The sequence below is a fragment of the bacterium genome (genome assembly GCA_023228325.1).
GTDB lineage: Bacteria > Auribacterota > UBA6266 > UBA6266 > UBA6266 > UBA6266.
The window spans coordinates 507,819-526,981 of record JALOBK010000001.1 but is presented as its reverse complement, the minus strand read 5'-3'; the positions used below and the strand labels follow the sequence as shown (position 1 = coordinate 526,981).

The window sequence follows — 19,163 nt, the reverse complement described above, 5'->3', positions numbered from 1 at the left end:
ATGGAAAATGAGCGCAGGACAAAATTGAATTTTGGAATCGCATGGGAATGGAAATACGATGATGTTTTTATCAGCAAACTGGACAAAGAATTGATAGATAACGGATTATCGTCCTATGTTATTAATCCGGGCAACGTATTTGAGACAATCGGACTCCTTGAACATGGAATGACGTTTGATTATTATCTCGACAGGGCGTCGGATGTGGATAACAGGTTTCTCCCGATTGAGAATATCATCGAAATGAGGGGAGGAAAGATATTCAATAAGAATTCTTATGCGCTGAGGGCTTCCGACAAATCAACCATGCATCTTGAATTTCTTGCCGCTAATTTAAACGTTCCTTATACATTTCTGCTGCCGCCTTTTAATGAATTCAACGAAATAAACCTTTCGGGAATTGAGAAGATTAACATGCCGTTCATAATAAAACCTTCGTCTTTTGGGGGCGGGGAGGGGGTCCAGACAGCCTGCACTATTGATGATGTGCAGAGGGCCAGATCGGAATACCCGAACGAAAAATACCTTATCCAGGAGAAAGTTGAACCATTGTATCTTGACGGCAAAAGAGCGTGGTTCAGGCCGATTTATGTGTGTGGAGAAATATATATATCCTGGTGGGATGACAATACTCATGTGTATGAGATCCTTAGCGATGAGGATGAAAAAAGGTTTAACCTTGGCGAAATCCGGGAGATAGTCCATAAGATCGCCCTTGTATCAAGGCTGGATATTTTTTCGACCGAGATCTGCTATTCGGGACAGGATAAATTTGTGGTGGTGGATTATGTCAATGACCCGTGTGACCTGAGGCTTAAATCCCTCTATTATGAGGGGGTCCCGGACGAAACAATAAATAATATTATACAGAGAATTGTTAATACTGTCGGGAAGGGTTGCCTTTCCGGCAATCCAACGGATTTGCATGTTTGAAAAAAGCGGAAAAGACGTTTATTTGGTAAGACATGGAGAAACGACCTGGAATTTTTCAAGAAAAATACAGGGCCAGAAAAATCCTCCGCTTACAAAACTTGGAAGAAAACAGGCCGGAGCCGCGGCCGAATATTTTTCCCGTCTCAGCCGAACGGACTTTAAAGTTTTTTCCAGTGATTTGAAGAGGGCGAGAGAAACGGCAAAATGCTTTTCCGACGTCCTGCATAAAAGAATTTTGTATGAAAAGGGCATAAGAGAAATTGCCCTGGGTGATTGGGAGGGGATGACTCCCGAAGAGGTGGATTTCCATTTTGACGACGGGTTTAAAAAATGGCTTTTAAAACCTTCGCGTATTGTTATTCCAGGGGCGGAAACCATAGAAGAATTTCAGGTAAGGGTAAAAAAAGCATGGGATACCCTTTTCCCAAAGCTGCATGACAGCAATTCTATTATTGTTACGCACGGCGGGGTTATAACAGCTCTGCTTGCCTGGTGGCTCAAAGCTGATTTTGACACACTGATATTGAGACTTGTCATTGATAACGGTTCAATAACGCATGTCCGTGTTTCAGCCACGCGAGTTATAGTGATGTCCGTTAATTCTGTTTCCCATATACATCATTTTCTTGAAAAATAAAATGGATGATAAGATCAAGGTTCTAAATTTTACGCCTGAAGAAATACGGCGCATATTGAAAAATATGGGGGAGCCTCCCTATAAAGGGAAGCAGTTCTGCCGGTGGGTCTATGAGAAGTCCGTTAGCGATGTTGAGAAGATGACAGACCTTTCACTTGATACGAGAAATCTGATAAAAAACAGGTTTGACATATGCCTTGTTAAAATCTCAGATGAAAGGATATCGGCGGACGGCAGTGTTAAATTGCTCTGCGGGTTGGAGGACGGAGAAGCCGTAGAAATCGTCCTGATTAAGCATTCAGGAAGAAATACTCTATGCCTTTCGACGCAGGCCGGGTGTAAATACGGGTGTTCTTTTTGCGCAAGCGCAAAATCCGGTTTTTCAAGAAATCTGAATGCCGGGGAAATAATTTCTCAGGTTCTTGTCGCGAAACAGAGGTTAGCCGCCGGCAGGCTGAATAATATTGTCTATATGGGTGTGGGGGAACCTCTGGACAATTTTGAAAATGTGGCAAAGAGTCTTGAAATCATTACTTCGGAAAGCGGTTTTAACATAGGCCAGAGGAAAATAACGGTTTCAACATGCGGCATAGCCCCGCAGATAATAAAGTTTGCCGATTTGGGAAAACAGTATGAATTATCGGTTTCATTGCATGCGGCGGCGGATGAAACAAGAAACAGGATTATGCCGGTTAATAAGAAATACCCGTTAAAAGAATTGTTAAAAGCGTGCGAATATTTTTATAATAAGACAAAAAGAGAAGTGACTTTCGAATATGTGTTGCTTAAGGGTATGAATGATTCCGAAAAAGATGCGGAAAACCTTGTAAAACTGGTCAAAGGTTTTAAGAGCAGGATAAATATTATCCCGTATAACGCAGCACTGTATTCAGAGTTTATTCCGCCGGATAATGAAACGCTGAAGTTATTTTGCGGAAAATTATCGGATGCCGGCTTGAAAGTTACCGTGAGGTGGTCGAAAGGTTCGGATATCGACGCGGCATGCGGGCAGTTGAGGTTTTTAAGGAAAAAAGACAAGATGCGGCAAGGTGTTGAATGAAGAAAATCCTAAAGTTTACGGTAATATTATTTTTTGTTTTTTCGCTTGCCCTGTTTATAGCCCAGAGACATATGAGCTCTGTGATTAAAAAAATAGCGGTTCCTCTTGTAAAGAAGCAATTATCTCTAAACATTGATTTTAACCGGGCGGACGTGAATCTATTTATCGGCCGGGTCCATCTGACGGATTTCAAGCTTTTAAAAGATGACGGAAATATACTGTTTAAAGCGGACAGTATTAACGCGGACCTGTCGTTCGGTTCATTCTTCGGAAAAGAGGTGTTGGTCAGGTCTTTGGGCCTGAACGGCATTGAGTTTGATTTAAAAATAGGAGACAATATTGAAAATACCGGCGAATATAAAAACCTGGTGGGGAATATAGACTGCAAGAAGACCAGCAGATCAGCCTGTTTTTTTATTGATGAGATAAGCATTAATGACGGGAAAATCAATTTTTATGACGGCCATATATCCCGTCCCCCGCATCTTACCGTGTTCGACGGCATTAGATTCAACATAAAGAAAATCGGGACCGGAGAAAAAGATAAGGATAATTATTCTTATTTTAACATGGAATGCGCGGTCAATCCGGAAAATGGAGGGTCCTGCGCCGCGAAAGGTAAAATTTTATTGTGGTCTGATAAACGTAATTTTGACGCCGATATTGAAATCAGAAGACTCGATTTAACCAGGGTAAAACCTTATTACAGCGAAAAAATGTCTTTATCGCTGAGCAAAGGTTATATGAGCCTCACAAGCAGCGTCAGGTGCAGGGAAGATAATATAGAAGCGAAAAACACCGCTGTCTTTGAGGATATTGAGGTTGATAAAACGGCTGATTTGAATTCTGTTGTTTTTGGCTTTTCCGCCCAGGCATTTATAGAATTCCTGAAAAATGAGGAAGGGTCTTTTAAGGTCGGATTTACTGTTTCGGGTGATATCAATAATCCGCAGTTTAACATAGAAAGGCAGTTTACAGACGCAATATCCGCTTCAATATCTTCACTGATAAAAAACAGTCTTAAGATGATACAGAATGTGACGGGAAAAGCGGCGAAAATAGGCACAAAAGCTTCCGAAACAGCTGTTGATGTCGGTAAATCGGCGGCGGAAACCACCGTTGATGCGACAAAAGCAGTCGGGAAATCAGTAACAGATACCTTGAAATCGCTTATACCAGGTAAATGATAAAGGGAAGATAAAATGAAAAAAAGTATTATTTATTTGATTTTTTTCGCGGTTCTTTTTATGCCGGTGTGTTTATACGCCGGGGATTCGGTGATGATAAATATGTCCGTCTCCGCTTATAATCCGGAAACAGTTAAGGTTGCGGTCTTAAATCTTGAAGGGAATACCGAGCGCTATGAATCTGAGCTGCCGGGCGGTAAGACATGGAGAGTTGATAATGCGGGGGAACTTGTGGCGGACGGAGTGGCTTCGATGCTTCTTTCATTTCCGGATTATAAGGTGATAGAAAGAGACCAGGTGAAGCACATACTGGAAGAACAGGACCTGCAGATGACAGACATCATAAAAAATAAATCCGTACAGGAGGTAGGAAATATTCTGGGCTGTGATGCTGTTGTCTTGGGAAATGTCATTGAGTATTTTTCCTGGCAGGAGTTTGTTTTCTGGGGGACAGATTTGTCCTTTAACATAAGGCTGGTTGATGTTAAGACCGGTACGGTTATATGGTCCGCCAGTGTGAGTATAAGAAAAAATTCCGGTAATGCCGGAGCAGCTTTAATTAAAGCCTGCACTCTTTTGAAAAGAGATCTGGAGAAAAGGTTTGAAGACGTTAAAAAGAAAAGGGACAGCAGGAACAGGGTCTCGGACGGCAAAATAAGGAAAAGGAGGGATTGATATCAGTATCTTTTCCTCATGCGGGAGGAATAAATGCCCGCCTCCTCGCGGTATTTAGCCACTGTCCTTCTTGCGACATCTATTCCTTCTTTTTTTACCATTTCGGCAATGGCGTCGTCGCTATAGGGCTTTGATTTGTCTTCGGATGATACAATTTCCCGTATCAGTTCTTTTGCTCTTTGCGCGGAAACCGTTTCGCCGCTTGCGGTATTAAGCGATGAAGTGAAAAAATATTTTATCGGGTAAAGGCCCCATGAACACTGCAGGTATTTGCTGTTTATCGCCCTGCTCACGGTTGATTCATGTATGTTAAGCCTGGATGAGATGTTCTGGAGAACCATCGGCTTCAGAGATTTAGGCCCTCTTTCAAAAAAATCAAGCTGGCATGAGAGTATCTCTGTCGCAATGTTATACAGGGTCTGTTGCCTTTGATAAATGTTTTTTATGAGCCATTTTCCTTCGCTGATTTTTTCCCTTATATACTGTTTGATATTTTTCGGTGTGCTTTCATCCTGCATGGATTTTTTATAGAAATTGCTGATTTTTATATGCGGGATGTACTCGTCATTCAATATTACCTCGAACCCGTCGTCCGTTTTCTCTATCGTAACATCAGGGCTTATGTAGGGTATCTCAGCCTGTTCGAAAGAAATTGCCGGTTTCGGATTCAATGATGATATTATCTTTTCGGCTTCCCTGATTTCATTAATGGAAACATCCAGGTCCTTTGATATTTTATCAAACTGTTTTTTCCCTAAGAGTTCAAGATTTCCGTTTATAATACTTTCAACGGTTTTATTTTTTATCCCCTTCCTTTCAACTTGAATCAAAAGACATTCTTTTATGTTGCTGGCCGCGATTCCGGGCGGGTCAAATTGCCGGATTTTCGAAAGGACTGCTGATACTTCTGGTTCGGATTCGGAACTTTCTTTTGCCAATTCTTCCAGAGAAGCTTTCAGATAACCGTTTTTGTCAAGGTTCCCGATGATGATTTTACCTATGGTTTTTTCTTTATCTGAATCAAGCATGATATTCAATTGGAATTCCAGGTATTCTTCAAATGTTTCGGGACGTGTTATAAGGCTCGCAAGGTAATCCCTTCTTTCTTTATCCGCGTTTGAATATTTTTTGAACTCCCCGCTGCTTTTGAAATATTCCTTCATTTCTTCGTCCGCGCTGACGAGAGAATCGAATTCCTCTTTAAAATCCAGTTCTTCGATTTTATCGGGTGTGTCTTCCGGTTCCGTTTCTTCGGCGTCGGTTTTTTCGGCGTTTTCTTCGATTTCAAGCACGGGGTTGGACTGAATCTGCTGCTGGATTATAGTCCTGAGTTCGAGCAGAGGCAGCTGGAGAATTTCCAGAGCCTGCCTCATCTGGGGGCTCATCATTAATTTTTGCTGCTGGGACTGTATTTGCCCTAATTCATATTGCATATTGCCTCTGATTGTGTTTAATATTAAACTATCATTTACCAACACAGAGTGTCAATCTAACAAATGAAATATGAAAATGGATTTTATAAAAAAACAGACAACCGTGAAAATGATGTGACGACACTGAATTGTCGACAGGCGGATGATATGGTGGAAATTTGTGTCCTGGCCAGCGGTTCGAGGGGCAACTGCATTTATATAAGCGATGGGAACAAAGGGTTTCTTATAGACGCAGGGTTAAGCAAAAGAGAATTTCTGAAAAGATTTCATGAGAAGGGGCTTTCCCGCAGGCCGGTTAATGTCATTCTTATAACACATGAACATTCAGACCACATAAAAGGAGTAATTCCCATATCGGATTTTTTCGGATGTCCCGTACTGGCAAATGAACTTACGGCCGGTGAAATAAGAAAAATATTCGGCGGCGCCGATGCCCTGAGCCCTTACAAAAACGGGGAAGAAGTGAAACTCGGCAAATTTAAGATAAGTTCCTTTCCCATTTCACATGATGCGGTTGATCCGGTTGGTTATGAGGTGATCCATGAGCACGGCAAAATCTGCATAGTGACGGATATAGGTTATCCTTCCAACCTTGTTAAGGAGAAACTGAAAGGCAGCAATATTATTGTGATAGAAGCCAATCATGAAGAGAATCTTGTGTTTAACGGCAGCCGCCCATGGGATGTCAAGCAAAGAATTGTCGGAAGGAAAGGTCATCTGTCCAATGATGACCTTGCGGTTCTTTTGCATGAAGTCGCCGATGAAGGACTGCAGTTTATTTTCCTGGCTCATTTAAGCCGTGACCATAATATCCCTGAAAAGGTTGCGGGCCTTATAAAAGGAGTGCTGTCCGACAAGGTGTTAAATGGAACAGATGTCATATTAACATGGCAGGACAGGCCGACGGATATATACAGGATTGCAGATAGTAAAAAAATTGAAAAAGAAAGAACGCTATTCACTTAAAATGATTGCCTGAAAAAAACTGAAAGGATATGAATGGTTTTCGATACACTTAAATTATTTACCGGTTTTGTCATGCTTTATTTCGGCTCGGAATTTCTTGTAAGGGGCGGGGTAAATATCGCGCTCAGTTTAAGGATAAAAAAGGTGATAATAGGGCTTACTCTATGCGCGTTCGGGACGTCTTCGCCTGAGTTCATAGTTAGTTTTCTGGCGGGGCTTAATAAATCTTACGATGTTTGCCTGGGAAATGTGGTGGGCAGCAACATAGCGAATGTTTTCCTTGTCCTTGGTATTGCGGCTATCATAAGACCGATTAAAATCGATGTCCAGCTTCTAAAGATAGATTTCCCCGTATTTTTGATCACCATCGGATTTTTTACGGCAGTTTGTTTTTTGGGGGAAATAACACGGATAACGGGTTTAATAATGGTCATTTTTTTGCTGCTGTATCTGTTACTGCTTGTAAAGAACGGCAGAGAAGGATCAATAGGGGACAATACTGTTTTGGGAGTCAAAAAAAGGAAAATAGCGCGGGATTTGACTGTAGCGGTTTCGGGCCTTGCCGTTCTGATTGTAGGCGGAGACCTTACGCTCAAAGGAGCGTTGGGGATAGCCGACGCTTTTAATATAAACAAACTGTTCATAGGTTTGACTATCGTGGCTGTCGGGACATCTCTTCCGGAGCTTTTTGCAAGCTCTGTCGCAAGTTTTAGACAACATGGCGACATATCTATAGGAAATGTATTGGGAAGCAATATTTTTAACATATGTTTTGTCATCGGTATTGTCTCATTGTTTTTTCCTCTTACCGTTTCAAAGGATATTATAAGATTTGACAACTGGTACCTTTTGGCAGGGTCTGTTCTTATCAGCCTTATAGCCTATAAGAGAAGGAAGATAGGGAGAAGAGAGGGTGTTTTTTTTCTTTTATTATATGTGATTTTTTTATCTTGTATTTATATCCGGGCAGCAGGCTGAAAAATTATATCTTGACATTTTCTCTCCCTGATATTATTTTATAAATGATATTTTGAAAGGAAAATTATGATTACCGCTATCAAAGCTATTATTGTGGTGTTGTTAGTGCTTGTCCTTAAAAGGGACGAGGTAGCGGTGATCTCTGTGCGTTTTTAATAAAGAGATCGAGTGGGAATTAAACCCGCTGCCTCGAAGAGAGGCAGCGGGTTTTTTATTTACATGGTGTTTTAATTTAAGTATTATAAGAGCTTTGAGTGTTCTGTTATTTTCAAAAATCTATAACCATAAGAAGGAGTTCCTGTTATGAAGAGTGATGCTGTCAAAAAAGGGATTGAAAGGGCTCCCCATAGGGCTTTGCTTTATGGGACAGGGGTAACTGATGGAGATTTAAAAAAGCCGTTTATCGGTATAGCATCCTCCGTAACAGACCTGATACCCGGTCATGTTGATATGAAGCAGCTTGAACGGTCGGTAGAAAATGGCGTCTATGCAGGCGGAGGCAGGCCTTTTATATTCGGAATACCCGGAATCTGTGACGGCATCGCCATGGGTCATGACGGCATGAAATATTCTCTCCCCTCAAGGGAACTGATTGCCGATATGGTTGAGACTATAGTTACGGCTCATGCCCTTGACGGGATTATTTTGCTGACAAACTGCGACAAAATTACACCGGGTATGATAATGGCGTTGTTCCGCCTTAACATTCCCGGGTTGGTCGTTACTGCGGGCCCGATGTTAACTGGCAGGTATTTTGATAGAAGGACATCGCTTGTAAGCGATACTTTTGAAGCTGTCGGGAGATTTAAAGCCGGAAAGATATCAGAACATACATTATGTGAATTGGAGAAAGTCGCGTGTCCCGGCGCCGGATCATGCCAGGGGATGTTTACGGCCAATACGATGGCTTGTGTCACCGAAGCGATGGGACTGTCTATGCCTTATTGCGCGACCGCGCTTGCTGTTTCGGCGCAGAAAAAGAGAATAGCGCATGAGAGCGGGATAAGAGCAGTTGAACTGGCGAGAAAAAATATTACACCGAAAAAGATTGTTGACCGTAAATCTATTGAAAATGCCGTTAAGGTAGATATGGCCCTGGGAGGTTCAACTAATACGGTATTGCATATCACGGCTATAGCGCATGAGGCGGGAATAGAGTTGCCTCTGGAAGTTTTTGACGAAATCGGCATGAAGACGCCGCATATAGCTAAAATGAATCCGTCGCCCGGCGGATATTTTATGGAAGATCTGCATTATGCCGGGGGTATTCCGGCCGTATTTAAAAGATTGGGCAAAAAGATTGCGGCCAGGCCGACTGTTTCCGGCCTGACCACGGCTCAAATAGCTAAAAAAGCGGAAATAAGAAATGATGATGTTATAAGGCCGATGAATAAGGCTCATCATAAACAGGGAGGTATAGCTGTTCTGCGGGGTAACCTGGCAGAAGGCGGTGCTGTGGTCAAGCAGTCTGCGGTTGATTCCGATATGATGAAGTTTGCAGGTACCGCAAAATGTTTTGACAGGGAAGAAGACGCTATGAAAGCGATAGTCGGAGGCAAAATCAGGAAAGGAATGTTTGTTGTCATAAGATATGAAGGTCCTAAGGGCGGGCCTGGTATGAGAGAGATGCTTTCCCCCACCGCTGCCCTGATGGGAAAGGGACTTGGGAATTCGGTCGCGCTTATGACAGACGGGCGTTTTTCCGGAGGCACAAGAGGCCCTTGTGTCGGACATGTGTCGCCTGAGGCCGCTGCCGGGGGACTGATAGCTTATATAAGAGACGGGGATAAAATAAGGCTGGATATCCGCGCGCGTAAAATTGAACTTGAGGTAGGGAAAGACGAAATAGAAAAAAGAAAAAAAACTATGAAAATTAAAAACCGCAGGATAAACAATGGTTATCTTGCCCGTTATTCCGACATGGTTACATCTGCCGGGACCGGCGCGGTTTTTAAAAAGTGAAGTTATTTTAAAGGGGATAAATATGAAAGGTGCTGAGATTCTGATTGAAAGTTTTAGGAAAGAAAAAGTCGATGTTGTTTTCGGCTATCCGGGAGGTTCTGTTCTTGATATTTTTGACATTATCTATAAATCAGGCCTGCGCTTTATATTGACAAGGCATGAACAGGGCGCCGCGCATGCGGCTGACGGATATGCCAGAGCTACAGGGAAAACAGGAGTTTGCATTGCGACTTCCGGGCCGGGGGCGACTAACCTGGTTACCGGAATCGCTACGGCATATATGGACTCCGTTCCCATGGTTGCTATAACAGGGCAGGTTCCTACAAGGATGATAGGAAATGACGCATTTCAGGAAGCTGATATAACCGGGATTACAAGGCCTATCACCAAACATAATTATCTTGTTAAAGATATTGATGAACTGCCCAGAATACTTAAAGAGGCTTTTTATATAGCCAATACCGGAAGGCCGGGTCCCGTCCTGGTTGACATACCCAAGGACATCCAGAATGCTTCGACTGATAATAAGTATCCTGATTCTGTCGAAATGCGCGGATACAAGCCTAATTACGAAGGGCATATCCAACAGATAAAAAAGGCGGCCGAGATGATAATGGCGGCCCAGAGGCCTGTTATTTATGCGGGCGGCGGCGTAATAATATCTAACGGTTCGGAAGAACTGACTAAGCTTGCCGGAAAAGCGGGGATACCCGTTACTACCACATTGCTTGGACTCGGTTCTTTTCCGTCGACAGATGATTTATCTCTCGGAATGCTTGGTATGCATGGGACAAAATATGCCAATCTTGCGGTTCAGGATACGGATCTTTTAATAGCTGTCGGGGCAAGGTTTGATGACAGGGTTACGGGTAAAGTTTCCGAGTTTGCGCCTCATGCGAAAGTTATACACATTGATATTGACCCGACATCCATAAGGAAAAATGTTAACGTAGACATTCCTGTTGTCGGAGATGTTAAAAAGGTTCTGGCGGAGCTTATAAAAAACATAAAGAAGTGTGATACACAGCCATGGCTGAAAAAGATAGCAGGATGGAAAAAAGAATATCCTCTTTCTTACGGAAAAGGCGGGCTTAAGCCGCAGTTTGTCATAGAAAAGATATATGAACTGACCAGAGGGGATGCGATTATAACGACTGAGGTCGGGCAGAACCAGATGTGGGCTGCGCAGTTCTATAAGTATACCCGCCCAAGGACGTTCCTCTCGTCAGGCGGTCTGGGTACGATGGGATACGGGCTTCCGGCTGCTATGGGAGCTCAGGCGGGATGTCCCGGCAAACTGGTTTTTGATATTGCCGGCGACGGCTCCATTCAGATGAATATACAGGAATTGACTACCTGTGTATTAAATAAACTGCCGGTTAAAATTATCATATTGAATAACGGCTGTCTGGGAATGGTCCGCCAGTGGCAGGAACTGTTTTACGGAGGAAGATATTCTTCCACGATTTTAAATTCCAAGGGGCCTGACGGCGAGAAAGGCATTACATTCTGCGAGGAAAACAAATGCCATCCTTACTTGCCGGATTTTATAAAATTAGCCGGGGCTTTTGGCGCGGAAGGAGTGAGAATTTCGAAAGATTCCGAAGTTATTCCCGCTTTAAAGAAAGCAATAGAATCGGATAAAACATATATTATAGAATGTATTGTTGATCCTGAGGAAAATGTTTTTCCCATGGTTCCTGCGGGAGCTTCGCTTAATGAGATGATAGAATCAATGGCGTAAAAAATGTAAATTCGGGATTCAAATATCGAAATACAAAAATCGAAAGCGAAAACGGGGGTTATGATGAAACATACAATAAGCGCGTTGGTTGAAAATAAGTCCGGCGTCCTCGCGAGAATTGCCGGTTTATTCAGCGCAAGAGGATTTAATATAGATAGTTTAGCGGTAGGGGAAACTCAGGACGCCGCTATTTCGAGAATGACTATAGTAGTCCGGGGTGATGATGCTGTTTTGGAGCAGGTCTGCAAACAGCTGAATAAACTGGTTGATGTCATTAAAGTGCAGGATTTTGCGGGAAAAGATTTCGTAGACAGAGAACTGATACTGTTAAAGGTCTCAACAGACGGCAAAACAAGACATGAAGTGCTGCAGATAGTTGAAATATTCAGGGCAAAGATAATAGATATTAAGGCAAAAAGCATGACTATTGAGGCAACGGGCAGCGATTCCAAAGTTGATGCTATTATAGATATGCTGAAGCCTTTCGGGATAAAAGAGCTTGCAAGAACCGGTAAAATCGCTATTGCGAGAGGATAAAAATTTCAATCACTGAGAAAGGAGAAACTGGAAATGGCAAAGATGTATTATGACAAGGACGCGGATATTAAGCTGATCCGAAGCAAAAAGGTGGCTATAGTCGGTTACGGAAGCCAGGGGCATGCCCAGGCTCAGAACCTTCGTGACAGCGGAGTTAAAGTGATCGTATCCGAACTTGAAGGTACCGATAACTATAAACTTGCGGTAAAACATGGTTTTAAGCCGGTTGACGCGGATGAAGCCGCCCGGTCGGCTGATGTAATCCAGATGCTTGTTCCCGATCAGGTTCAGGCCATGGTATATAAAGAGATGATACAAAAATATATGAAGAAAGGGAAAACACTTGTTTTTTCACATGGGTTTAATATCCATTTCGGACAGATAGTGCCTCCGAAAGATATCGATGTAATTATGATAGCACCTAAAGGTCCGGGACATCTGGTAAGGTCCGTTTTCGAAAGCGGCGGAGGTGTGCCCTGCCTGATTGCTGTTTATCAGGATGCCAGCAGGAACGCCAAAAAGATGGCTCTGTCTTATGCAAAGGGGATCGGCGGAACCCGCGCAGGAGTCTTGGAAACAACATTTAAAGAAGAAACCGAAACAGACCTTTTCGGCGAGCAATGTGTATTATGCGGGGGAACTACCGAACTTGTAAAAGCGGGTTTTGATACCCTTGTAAACGCGGGATACCAGCCTGAAATAGCATATTTTGAATGTCTTCATGAGCTTAAACTCATAGTTGACCTCATGTATGCCAAAGGAATGGCGGGCATGAGATATTCCATATCGGATACGGCCGAATACGGTGATGTTACAAGGGGTCCGAGGATTATCACGGAAGACACAAGAAAAGAAATGAAGAAAATTCTGACTGAAATCCAGAATGGCGAATTTGCAAGGGAATGGCTGCTTGAGAACAGAGTGGGAAGGCCTGTATATAATGCGCTTGTCAGACAGGGAAAAGAACATTTGGTTGAAAAAGTCGGGGAAAAACTGAGAGCTATGATGAAGTGGCTCAGTAAGTAAATGAGGTGATGGTTCTAAATGATAAAAAGAAACGGTAACGAGAAAGTAATAATTTATGATACCACGCTCAGGGATGGAGAGCAGTCGCCCGGGGCAAGCATGAACATAAAAGAGAAGCTTGAAGTTGCAAAACAGCTTCTCAGGCTTAATGTTGATGCGATAGAAGCGGGTTTCCCGATAGCTTCTCCCGGTGATTTTGAAGCCGTGAAGCTTATTTCATCGGAGATAAAGGGCCCGGTTATTTCGGGCCTTGCGAGGTCTCTGCCTAAAGATATAGATGTGGCCTATGAATCTCTGAAAAAAGCCAAAAGAAGAAGAATCCATGTTTTTCTCGCGACTTCCAAGATACATATGAGGTACAAGCTCAAGAAAGCCGGGGAAGAAATACTTTCTCAGGCTGTTGATGCGGTGAAGTATGCGAAAAAAATGTGCGATGATATAGAATTTTCGCCTGAGGATGCGTCAAGGACCGAACCTGAATTCCTTGCAAGGGTTGTAAGAGCGGTGATAAAGGCGGGAGCCACCACCGTTAACATACCCGATACCGTCGGATATGCCATACCCATGGAATTCGGCGGTCTTATCAAATATATATTTTCTCATGTGGATAATATAGATAAGGCGGTAGTAAGTGTCCATTGCCATAATGATCTCGGGCTTGCTGTCGCTAATTCTCTTGAAGCCGTTGTTAATGGCGCCAGACAGGTTGAATGCACCGTTAACGGGATAGGCGAGAGGGCAGGAAATTGTTCACTCGAAGAAATCGTGATGGGAATTAAAACAAGGCGCGATATCTTTAAGTGCAGCACCGGTGTGGACACTACGGAAATAATGAAAGCGAGCCGTCTGGTCACTCGCGTTACGGGTATTGTCGTCCAGCCGAACAAAGCTATAGTGGGGGAAAATGCTTTTGCCCATGAGGCGGGGATACATCAGGATGGCGTACTTAAGGAAAGAAAGACTTATGAAATAATGTCTCCTCAGGATGTCGGTGTCGAAAAAAGCAAACTTGTGCTTGGAAAACATTCCGGCCGGCATGCGTTTAAGGAAAGGGTGAAAGAACTCGGTTTTGACCTCAGTGAGCCGGATGCCGAAAAAGCGTTTGAAAGGTTCAAAGTGCTCTGCGACAAGAAAAAAACCGTTTATGATGATGACCTTATTGCGATAGTAACCGACGAAATAGCGGAGGTCAGAGAGGTTTTCAGGCTTCGCACGCTTGACATAAGCTATAAAACAGGAAGCACTCCCGAGGTTACTGTTATTCTCGACAAGGAAAAAATAAAAATAACAAGAAGATCATCGGGTGACGGCCCTGTGGACGCAATATACAAAGCTATAGATAAGATTACAGGAATAAATGGGTTACTGCTTGATTACAGTATTCATTCGGTGACTTCCGGTAAAGATGCTATAGGAGAAGTTCTGGTGAGAGTAGATTTCGGAAACGGTCGTATCGTTAACGGACGCGGCGCCAGCACGGATGTTGTTGAAGCAAGCGCGAAAGCATATCTTAATGCGGTTAATAAGTTGATATCCGGCAGGGTTTCCGTAAAAACCGGAAGGCTTATATAATTATGAAGGTATTGCTTATAGGTCATCCTCTGGGACATTCCGCCTCCGGGATTTTCCAGAATGCCGGTTTTAGTGCTCTCGGCATGGATGTTTCCTATGAGAATTGCGATATTGGTCCCGGGGAATTGGATAATAAAATCAATGAAATCAGGAAATCCGACCAATATCTTGGCTGTAATATTACAATTCCTTATAAAACCGATATTATCAAATTATTGGATGAGATTGATGACAGCGGTCTTGCCGGGATAACAGGCGCGGTTAATACTGTTGTTCGCAGACAGGATGGCCGATTATGCGGTTATAATACGGATGTGACAGGTTTTAGGGAAGCGGCGAAAAGAAAGCTGAAAATTGATTTTGCCGGTAAGAACATTTTAATAGTCGGCGCCGGGGGGGCAGGAAGGGCGGTTGTTGCCGCGGTAGGATTATCTTTGGAAGTTGATAAACCCTCAGGTGTTGTAATAGCGGATATTGATTTGCCTAAAGCTGCCCGGATAGAAGCTGAAGCAGGGATGCCCGGCATTGATTTTGCCGCGAAAAGCGCGGATGATATTGATAAAGAGATACAAAAAGCCGACCTTATCATAAATGCCACTCCTCTTGGGACGGGGAAAGACACAAGGACCCCAATCAATACGGATTTGCTGCATAAAGGCCAGTATTTATTTGATGTAGTTTATAATCCCGTTGAGACGGTTTTGCTGAAAAAAGCTAAAGGAAAAGGTGTTATCTGCTGTAACGGCCTTTCAATGCTTTTTTATCAGGGATGGCATGCGTTCAGGCTCTGGATAGAAGAATATAACGTCCGGTCAGGACTAAAACTGCGTCCGGATAATGCCGTTCATGATAGGATGAAAGATGCTTTAAAAAAACATTTCGGTGTTGATGAATTATGAGCCCGTTTTTTTTCTGGTCTGTAATATATTTTATTCTGGGACTTATAATGGGAAGTTTTCTGAATGTCTGCATTTACAGGATGCCCAGGGGACTTTCGATAATAGCGCCCCCGTCTCACTGCCCCGAGTGCAATTCAAGGATATTATGGTACGATAACATACCCGTCGTAAGCTATTTGTTTCTGAAGGGAAGGTGCAGGCAGTGCTGCAAACCGATTCCCCCCCTTTACCTGATAGTCGAAGTTCTTACGGCGATCCTCTTCCTGTCGGCATATCTGTTTTCATATACTGTTCCGGCGGTAATGTTCAAAATTGTATTATTTTCGGTCCTGGTGCTTGCCTCTTTTATCGATATAAAACATTTTGTCATCCCCGATGAATCTAATCTGATAGGCTTTATTTTTGCCGTATCGATGTCCATATTATTCCCTTATCTCCAGGGCCGTGATATATGGTATCTGGCTCTGGGGGATTCTTTGCTGGGGGCTTTTGCGGGTTTTGCGACATTGGGATTCGTATCGTTTGCGGGTTCCAGGCTGCTGAAAAAGGATGCAATGGGTTTTGGGGATGTTAAGTTTATCGCAATGATAGGCGCTTTCACCGGCTGGGAGATGGTATTGCTTACGATTATGACAGCGTCTTTTATCGGGGCGGTTTTGGGCGGGGCGCTTATGCTTTTCAAAACCAGGAACCTGAAAGGGAGAATACCGTTCGGGCCTTATCTGGCGGCAGGGGCTGTCATATCGGTTCTCTTCGGAAAGGCCATTATCAGCTGGTATTTTTCTTTTTGCGGGATATCGTAGGTTTTACCGCAGATCCGGCGTCCATATGCAAATTTGGTTCTTTCCCTGATTTTTTGCCTTATACAGGGCTCTGTCAGCCTGCTTTATAATTTCTTCGATGTCTTCGGAATTTTCAGGGAAACAGGATGCTCCTATGCTGAGTGTTACGGGAATCCTTGCGCCGTTAACAATGGGAGCGGTTAGAAGAATGGAATTTAAAACCCGTTTTCCGAACTCAATTGTATCTTGTGATTTAAGATTTGGAAGGCAGACCATGAATTCATCTCCCCCGTATCTGCAGGCAAAATCGGTTTTCCTCAGGTTTTCTTTTATATTTTTTGCTATGGACTGAAGGACAGCATCCCCGTTGGGATGCCCGTATGTATCATTGACGGATTTAAAATTATCTACGTCCAGAATAAATAATGTCAACACATCGCCGTATCTCTTGCACCTGTAAAGTTCGGTTTCGAGCCGGGCTTTAAAATGCCTTATAATAAATAATCTTGTCAGGCCGTCGGTTATGGACAACTCCTGAACTTTTTCAAAAAGCCGCGCATTTTCTACTGCCATGGCAATTTGGCCGGCAAATGATTTTATTGTTTGTATTTCATCGGAACTGATTTTTTCCTGGCTCAGTATATTATCTACAACCAGGATCCCCACAACCTGGTCTTTAACGTGAAGAGGCACATAGACGACCCTGTCATGAAACTCAACAGCCGTTTCCCTGTCCGGAAATTGTAAAACCATATCTACAAAGGGATGGATACCGTGTTCAAGAGAGTAACATTCTTTTTCCAGGGAAGTTGTTTCTCCTCTCATATCGTAGGATATTTCGCCTTTTAATAATTTCTCATCTTTATTTACGAGGTAAAGGCGCACCCTGTCAAAACCGAGGTTTTTGACTATGCTTTTTACCACAAGCCCCAGGAGTTTATTTAAATAGATGCTTTTTACAATATTGGAAGTTATTTCGAAAGAACCTTTAAGTTGCCGCATGTGAATTTCGTTTTGAAGAAACAGGGTAAGGTTCTTCAGGGAAATGGCAAGTTCCATGCAGAATGTGTGAATTTGTGAGATTATATTCTGAGTGAGGCTGGTTCCGGTCAGGAGTGAAACCCGGACCATTCCGAGAAATTCATTTTTAAACCTTAACGCAAAGCAGGCGCTTTTATGCCGGCCCCTGTCGATTACAATATCGGTTGTGCCGGTTACAAGCTGCCAAAGGGGCATTTCTTTTGTCAGGGCGATAAGTTCGGCCCCTTCCTGTATAACCCCCATAAAAAGAACTTTCTGGCAGCGCAGAATATTTTCATGTTTGTCCCATGCGAATATTGTCGCCTCGATTTTTCCGAGTGACCTTCCCAGCAGTAAAAGCGCATGAGTGAATAAAGAATCCGTATCCCTGTCCTGGCTTATAAGATGAATGGATTCTTTCGAAAAAACAACACTTGAAGGGGCTGTGTTTATCTTTTTTCTCTTTTTTCCGGCGTTCTCTGGCATATACATATATCCTAACTATGTATTGATGTTATGTAATTGGCTTCCGCCGCCGCTTTGGTTATTTCCTCATCAACGGCTTTTTCGGAAAATTTCCCGGTTCGGATCTGCAGCAGCACCCTGTCGGTGAATGCGGTTATTATTTTTTCAAGAGAACCGACAAGAGATGAATACGGCGTATATAAAAACGTTATACCGTTTTTAAGCGCGGTAGTTATAGCTTCATGGTATTGTTCATGACCTTTAAAGAATTCTTTCAAAAGGGATGTCCGGGAAGGGAATGCTCCTATTATATAACAGTGCCTGAGCTGGGATTCCGGCGAAATCAGATATCTTATCCATTCGGATGCTTCTTCCGGATAACGGCATAATCTGGGCATTGCAAGGCAGCTCCCGCCTACAAAAGGAAAACTCCCTTTCGGGCCCTTTGGAACCTGCGTCAGGTCGTAATTTTCAACTACCTCGGGAGAAAAATCAGAGTGCTTTAAGTTTGCTAAATTGTAAAACGGAGATTTTCCGTTTATCTCCATCGCGTATCTGCCTGAGAAAAATGTTCCGGGCGGGATTATCCCGTACTTCCCTTCCGTTCCGGCAAACAGGTCATTTACCAGTCGGAAATACCATTTGAAAGCGTTTCTTGCTTCGGGTTTATCAAAAGCTATTCTCTTCAGGTCGGAGGAAAGGAAATTGCCTCCCGTTCCCCACAACCACGGGGCGATATCATGGATAAAGATGGTTTCGGGATGTCCCGACAGCTTATAAGCCATAATATCATTGTCGGATTTTATGCTGTTTTGTATTGTCATGCATACATTTCTGAAAGATTCAAAGTCGCTGATATCGGCTACGCCGAAACCGAACTTTTTCAGTATGTCTTTTCTGAAATAGAGAAGCCTTATGTCGGAAAACCATGGGATACAAAGAATCATATCGGTATTTGGCGACTTGGGAACATTTTTTAGCGGTTCGATAATATCCTCGGTTATCGAATAATCGAAGAAATCTCTCATGTCCCTTAATACTCCCAGGTATGTAAGGCTTGGAACCCATGTTGTCCCTATCTGAATCACATCAGGAGGCGCCAATTCATCCTGGTGCTTATAATAATTCATAAGCCTGTCCCATGCATGTGCCCAGGGAATAATCGTGGGTTCAATATGGATATTCCGGTTTTGCTGCTCGAACTTCGATATTTCCTTCTGCAGGATGCCCAGTGTATCGAAATCCGCATTCGGCATAAGCCAGAAATTTATAACTATTTTAGACATA

At 43.1% G+C, this 19,163-nt stretch carries 17 protein-coding genes; 14 read left to right on the top strand and 3 right to left on the bottom strand.

Going from position 1 to position 19,163, the window contains the following annotated elements:
* From M0R36_02400 to M0R36_02380, 5 genes are read left to right on the top strand one after another with little or no spacing between them, the layout of a single operon-like run.
* Positions 1 to 933, top strand: a complete 933-nt coding sequence (locus M0R36_02400) for a hypothetical protein (GenBank protein MCK9554656.1) — start codon at positions 1 to 3, stop codon at positions 931 to 933.
* Positions 926 to 1,570, top strand: coding sequence for a histidine phosphatase family protein (locus M0R36_02395; GenBank protein MCK9554655.1), 645 nt, complete (start codon positions 926 to 928; stop codon positions 1,568 to 1,570). The genes M0R36_02400 and M0R36_02395 overlap by 8 nt, the downstream gene beginning before the upstream one ends.
* Entirely contained in the window at positions 1,560 to 2,630 is a 1,071-nt protein-coding gene (gene rlmN, locus M0R36_02390; protein ID MCK9554654.1) for a 23S rRNA (adenine(2503)-C(2))-methyltransferase RlmN, read from the top strand. The genes M0R36_02395 and rlmN overlap by 11 nt, the downstream gene beginning before the upstream one ends.
* Positions 2,627 to 3,817 carry a DUF748 domain-containing protein gene (locus M0R36_02385; GenBank protein ID MCK9554653.1) on the top strand — a complete coding sequence of 397 codons (1,191 nt, stop codon included), beginning with the start codon at positions 2,627 to 2,629 and terminating at the stop codon, positions 3,815 to 3,817. The genes rlmN and M0R36_02385 overlap by 4 nt, the downstream gene beginning before the upstream one ends.
* 15 nt (positions 3,818 to 3,832) lie before the next feature.
* Complete coding sequence (locus tag M0R36_02380; GenBank protein ID MCK9554652.1) at positions 3,833 to 4,492, top strand: CsgG/HfaB family protein; 660 nt, start codon at positions 3,833 to 3,835, stop codon at positions 4,490 to 4,492.
* A gap of 2 nt (positions 4,493 to 4,494) precedes the next feature.
* Here M0R36_02380 and rpoN read toward each other — a convergent pair whose 3' ends face one another.
* Positions 4,495 to 5,925 carry an RNA polymerase factor sigma-54 gene (gene rpoN, locus M0R36_02375; GenBank protein MCK9554651.1) on the bottom strand — a complete coding sequence of 477 codons (1,431 nt, stop codon included), beginning with the start codon at positions 5,923 to 5,925 and terminating at the stop codon, positions 4,495 to 4,497.
* Positions 5,926 to 5,988: 63 nt separating this feature from the next.
* Here rpoN and M0R36_02370 point away from each other — a divergent pair, with 63 nt between their 5' ends.
* The 9 genes from M0R36_02370 to M0R36_02330 all read left to right on the top strand — a co-directional run bounded on the left by M0R36_02370 (position 5,989) and on the right by M0R36_02330 (position 16,412).
* Positions 5,989 to 6,891 (top strand): MBL fold metallo-hydrolase, encoded by a 903-nt coding sequence (locus tag M0R36_02370; protein MCK9554650.1) that lies wholly within the window; start codon positions 5,989 to 5,991, stop codon positions 6,889 to 6,891.
* A 33-nt stretch (positions 6,892 to 6,924) separates the two neighbouring features.
* A complete protein-coding gene (locus M0R36_02365; GenBank protein MCK9554649.1) occupies positions 6,925 to 7,869 on the top strand; it encodes a calcium/sodium antiporter in 945 nt (314 codons plus the stop codon).
* 303 nt (positions 7,870 to 8,172) lie between these two features.
* The gene (gene ilvD, locus M0R36_02360; protein MCK9554648.1) at positions 8,173 to 9,831 is read left to right on the top strand and encodes a dihydroxy-acid dehydratase; all 1,659 of its coding nucleotides are present in this window, start codon (positions 8,173 to 8,175) and stop codon (positions 9,829 to 9,831) included.
* Between the two features lie 22 nt (positions 9,832 to 9,853).
* Complete coding sequence (gene ilvB / locus M0R36_02355; GenBank protein ID MCK9554647.1) at positions 9,854 to 11,575, top strand: biosynthetic-type acetolactate synthase large subunit; 1,722 nt, start codon at positions 9,854 to 9,856, stop codon at positions 11,573 to 11,575.
* A gap of 63 nt (positions 11,576 to 11,638) precedes the next feature.
* Positions 11,639 to 12,112 (top strand): acetolactate synthase small subunit, encoded by a 474-nt coding sequence (ilvN, locus tag M0R36_02350; GenBank protein ID MCK9554646.1) that lies wholly within the window; start codon positions 11,639 to 11,641, stop codon positions 12,110 to 12,112.
* Between the two features lie 33 nt (positions 12,113 to 12,145).
* Positions 12,146 to 13,138, top strand: coding sequence for a ketol-acid reductoisomerase (ilvC, locus tag M0R36_02345; protein MCK9554645.1), 993 nt, complete (start codon positions 12,146 to 12,148; stop codon positions 13,136 to 13,138).
* A gap of 18 nt (positions 13,139 to 13,156) precedes the next feature.
* Positions 13,157 to 14,710 carry a 2-isopropylmalate synthase gene (locus M0R36_02340; GenBank protein MCK9554644.1) on the top strand — a complete coding sequence of 518 codons (1,554 nt, stop codon included), beginning with the start codon at positions 13,157 to 13,159 and terminating at the stop codon, positions 14,708 to 14,710.
* Between the two features lie 2 nt (positions 14,711 to 14,712).
* A complete protein-coding gene (locus M0R36_02335; GenBank protein MCK9554643.1) occupies positions 14,713 to 15,609 on the top strand; it encodes a shikimate dehydrogenase in 897 nt (298 codons plus the stop codon).
* Positions 15,606 to 16,412 carry a prepilin peptidase gene (locus tag M0R36_02330; GenBank protein MCK9554642.1) on the top strand — a complete coding sequence of 269 codons (807 nt, stop codon included), beginning with the start codon at positions 15,606 to 15,608 and terminating at the stop codon, positions 16,410 to 16,412. Before M0R36_02335 ends, M0R36_02330 begins: the two co-directional genes overlap by 4 nt.
* Positions 16,413 to 16,415: 3 nt before the next feature.
* Here the strand turns inward: M0R36_02330 and M0R36_02325 are convergent, their stop codons facing one another.
* Together M0R36_02325 and M0R36_02320 are read right to left on the bottom strand one after the other, a co-directional pair.
* Positions 16,416 to 17,897, bottom strand: coding sequence for a sensor domain-containing diguanylate cyclase (locus M0R36_02325; protein ID MCK9554641.1), 1,482 nt, complete (start codon positions 17,895 to 17,897; stop codon positions 16,416 to 16,418).
* 11 nt (positions 17,898 to 17,908) lie between these two features.
* Positions 17,909 to 19,162, bottom strand: coding sequence for an extracellular solute-binding protein (locus M0R36_02320; GenBank protein MCK9554640.1), 1,254 nt, complete (start codon positions 19,160 to 19,162; stop codon positions 17,909 to 17,911).
* Position 19,163: the final 1 nt, after the last annotated feature.